This window comes from Lapillicoccus sp. (genome assembly GCF_036559105.1).
Classification (GTDB): Bacteria; Actinomycetota; Actinomycetes; order Actinomycetales; family Dermatophilaceae; genus Lapillicoccus.
Genome location: NZ_DATBTV010000111.1, coordinates 1 through 2,863, shown reverse-complemented (window position 1 = coordinate 2,863; position 2,863 = coordinate 1). Strand labels below are relative to the sequence as shown.

The following is a 2,863-nucleotide window of genomic DNA, read 5'->3' as shown; positions in this document are numbered from 1 at the left end:
AGCGGCGTTCTCGACCACCCACTCCAACGCCGCCTGGGCGTCAGTCAACCCGGTGGGGAACTTGTGCTCGGGCGCCTTGCGGTAGTCCACGGCTACGACGACGCAGGACGCGCCGACGCAGCGCTCTCGGCTGACGACGTCGATGTACTTGTCATGGACGGATCCGGCGACCCAGCCGCCGCCGTGCAGGAAGACGTGAACGGGGTGCGGGCCCTCGCCGGCCGGCCGGTAGACGCGCAGATCGATGGCGCCACCGGCCACGGGGAGGCTCACGGTCCGTGTCTCGTGGACCTCCGGTCCCGGCTCGGTGAGCTGCTCGACCATCGCGTCGCTGCCCTGACGGCCCTGGGTGCGGAAAGCGTCCCAGTCGTCGATCTGCTCAGGCATCGGCGGCAGCGACGTGAGCATCGGCTCGAGGAAGGGGTCGACGGGCATGTGCACTCCTGGGCGATGAAGGGGTTGGGCGTCAGACGGTCGGTCGTGGGGCGGCGAGCTCAGGTCAGGGACCCCCGGAGGTGTTCATGAGCACGGGGGACGAGTCGGTGCCGGCTTCCTGCTGCCACTCGGGGTAGCGATGACAGGCGACGACGCGACCGTCGGTCAGGGGCCGCAACGAGGGCCGGGTCTCCCAGCACTGTTCACGGGCGAACGGGCAGCGGGGCGCGAACGGGCATCCGGCGGAGGCTGACGGGCCTGAGCCGTCGGCCTGTTCCGCCGCGTCGGCGCGGCGCCGGCGCTGCACCGTCGGGTCGGCCACGGGCGCGGCCAGCAGGAGCGAGCGCGTGTACGGGTGGGCCGGCTCGCGGGCAACGAGGCTCGTGGGCCCCGCTTCCATGACCTGCCCCCGGTACAGGACGGTGAGGTCGTGACAGACGTGGCGGACGACGGACATGTCGTGGGAGATGAACAGGTAGCTCAGCCCGTGCTCGTCCTGCAGGTCCGACAGCAGATTGAGGATCTGTGCCTGAACGGACAGATCAAGGGCACTGACCGCCTCGTCGCAGATGACGACCTCGGGCGACGTCATGAGGGCCCGGGCGATGGAGATGCGCTGGCGTTGCCCACCGGAGAACTGACGCGGGAAGCGACCGACGGCCGCTGGGTCGAGCCCGACGTCCTCCAGCATCACTGTCGTGCGCCGGTCGATCTCCTTTCCCTCCCGCACTCCCTGTGCGCGCAGGGGTTCCGCGAGGCTGCGGCCCACCGTGTACGAGGGGTTGAGCGAGCTGTTCGGGTCCTGGAACACCGCTTGGAGGGACCGGCCGAGCGCGCGTCGCTGGGTGGGCTTCAGGTGCGTGATGTCCCGGTGGAGCAGCTCGACGGTGCCTGACTGAACCGGGACCAGACCGAGCACGGCTCGGGCGAGCGTCGACTTGCCAGAGCCGGACTCGCCGACCAGTCCCATGGTGCGGCCGCGGTGCACCGTGAGGCTGACGTCGTCGAGGGCCCAGAACAGGGGAGCACGCCGTCGACGACGGAAGCCGACGCGGACGTTGCGGACGTCGAGGACTGGGATCCGGGTCTCGGTCACTGCGGCAGAGCTCCTTGGCGCACCAGGTCGTCGACGCGCAGGCAGCGCGTCACCGATCCGCTGTTCACCGTCATCAGAGGGATAGGGCCGGTAGTGCAGATGTCGCGTCTGTGCGCGCAGCGGCCGGCGAAGCGGCAGCCGGCTGGCCACGTACCGGGCGGCGGCACCCGTCCGGGCAGGGTGGGGAGCCGGCTGCCTTCGGGGGCGGTGCTGGGATCGGATGCGAGCAGGGCTGCCGAGTAGGGGAACCGAGGCTCTCGGAACAAGGTGTGGACCTCGGCCTCCTCCACCACCTCGCCGGCGTACATGACGACCGCCCGGTCGGCGACGTCGGCCACGACGCCCCAGTCGTGCGTGATGATCAGGATCGCCATGCCGACGGCGTGCTGAAGCTCTCGCAGCAGCTGCAGGATCTCCGCCTGAACGGTGACGTCGAGCGCCGTCGTGGGCTCGTCGGCGATCAGCAGTTGCGGGCGACCGGCGAGTGCGAGTGCGATGTTGATGCGCTGCGCCATGCCACCGGAGAGCTCGTGCGGGTAGGAGGCCAGCACACGTTCTGCGTCGTTGAGCTTCACCTGCCGCAGCAGTTGTACGGCGCGCGCCCGAGTTCCGGCCGAGGAGAGCCGCTCGTGCAGGCCGATCACCTCTCGGAGGTGGCTCCCGACGGTGTGCGTCGGGTCGAGGCTGCCCAAGGCGTCCTGGGCGACGTAGGCGATCCCCGACCCACGGACGGCGCGGTAGGCCCGGGGTCCTCCCGCCACGAGGTCGGTGCCGTCGAAGACCACCGAGCCGCCCCCGACGGAGACGCCGGCGGGCAGCAGCCCCAGGATCGCGAGGGCCGTCATGCTCTTCCCGCAACCGGATTCGCCGACCAGTGCCACGGTCTCCCCGGGCCCGACGCCGAAGGTCACGTCACTGACCAGGGCTGTTGATGCGTCAGAGCCCGCAGTCACTGTTAGGCCTCTGACCTGGAGCAGTCCCTGCGTCGGGGCCGTACCGGCCGACGCCGCCAGGTCCTCGGGCTGGCGGGGGGTCTGCCCGTGGGTGGGGCGGTGGTGGCGACGCGACACCGGGGTGTCTTCGCCGGACGACAGGTCACGGATGGCGTCCCCGAGCAGCCCGAACGCCAACACCGTCAATGCGATGGCGACGCCGGGCGGGACCAGAAGCCACTGGTCCTGGCTAATCACTTGGGCGGCGTCCCCGATCATGCCGCCCCAGGTCGGACGTCCTCCCGACGTGATGAGGCCGAGGAAGGCCAGAGCCGCCTGGAACGCCAGAGAAATGCCGGCGAACACCGACGCCTGCACGAGAATCGGGCCGAGCACGCGG

At 70.5% G+C, this 2,863-nt stretch carries 3 protein-coding genes; all 3 read right to left on the bottom strand.

Annotated features, from left to right (window positions below):
• The coding region (locus VIG79_RS14275; protein ID WP_331886757.1) for an alpha/beta hydrolase at positions 1–435 on the bottom strand (435 nt) is incomplete at its 3' end.
• Positions 436–499: 64 nt separating this feature from the next.
• Positions 500–1,531, bottom strand: coding sequence for an ABC transporter ATP-binding protein (locus VIG79_RS14270; protein ID WP_331886755.1), 1,032 nt, complete (start codon positions 1,529–1,531; stop codon positions 500–502).
• On the bottom strand, positions 1,528–2,863 hold a 1,336-nt coding region (locus tag VIG79_RS14265), incomplete at its 5' end, for an oligopeptide/dipeptide ABC transporter ATP-binding protein (RefSeq protein WP_331886753.1). The genes VIG79_RS14265 and VIG79_RS14270, both read right to left, overlap by 4 nt.